This window comes from Frigoribacterium sp. MEB024, assembly GCF_000878135.1.
Taxonomy (GTDB): Bacteria; Actinomycetota; Actinomycetes; order Actinomycetales; family Microbacteriaceae; genus Frigoribacterium.
The window spans coordinates 1-879 of the sequence record NZ_JXQZ01000112.1; the positions used below are offsets into that span (position 1 = coordinate 1).

Annotated in this window: 1 protein-coding gene; it reads right to left on the reverse strand. The window is 79.5% G+C overall.

The genetic code is table 11. The features are described from left to right. Positions 1-879, reverse strand: an 879-nt coding sequence (locus tag SZ60_RS15355) for a flagellar hook-length control protein FliK (protein WP_043597494.1), incomplete at both ends; no start/stop codon positions are given.

Here is an 879-nt window from a genome sequence, read left to right on the forward strand (position 1 = left end):
GTCCGGTGCGGGCGTCGGCCGTGCGCGCCTCGGCGGCGTCGCGCGCCTGTCGACCCGCCCCGCCGTCGGCACCGGCCTGGGCCCCGAGCGAGCCGGGCTGACCGGAGCGGTCGCCCCGGGCGTCGGACGGCTGGTTCTGGGACGAGAGGTCGACGCTGGTCTGGTGACCCGCGCCTCCCGGGTTCGACGCGGTCGCGAGGTCGCGGCGCAGGTCGCCGAGGATCGCCCGCACGGCGTCGCGGCCGGCGTCCGACGCCGCGAACATCTCGACGTGCGTGCCGTGCGCCGAGACGTGGGCCCGGACGGTGACCGGACCGAGCGCCTCGGGGGCGACGTCGACGGTGACGACGTGCACCCCGGGGCCCGCCGCGGCGAGCGTGAAGAGCGGGCGGGCGAGCTGCTGGGTCAACGGGGCCGGCTGCGCGGCGGCCGGCGTCGGGGTCGCGGACGAGGAGGCGCTGGTGGCGGAGGCGGCGGACGTCGCGACGGTCCCGGGGACGGCGAGCACGATCGGGTCGACCGGGGCGGTGGCGGTCGCGGGGGCCGAGACGGTGGCGGGTGACGGTGCCGTCGTCGACGAGGTCGAGGGAGCCGTCGTGCCGGAGGGGCCGGGCGCGCCGGACGTGACGGTGGCGGGCGACGAGACGGGACGTCCGTCCGACGCCGTCGCCGCGGAGGAGGCGGGCCCCGGGATCGGTGATCCGGTACGGACCGGATCACCGGTGACGGGCAACGCCTCGGAGCGGCCGGCCGATCCGGTGGGTACCGGAGCGAACGGTCCGGCAAGGGCCGAGTCGGCAGACGTGCCGGCCGCACCCGTGCCGGAGGGCGCGGCGGCGGCCGCTGCGGCACCGGCGGGCGGGACAGCGGTCGCGGCGG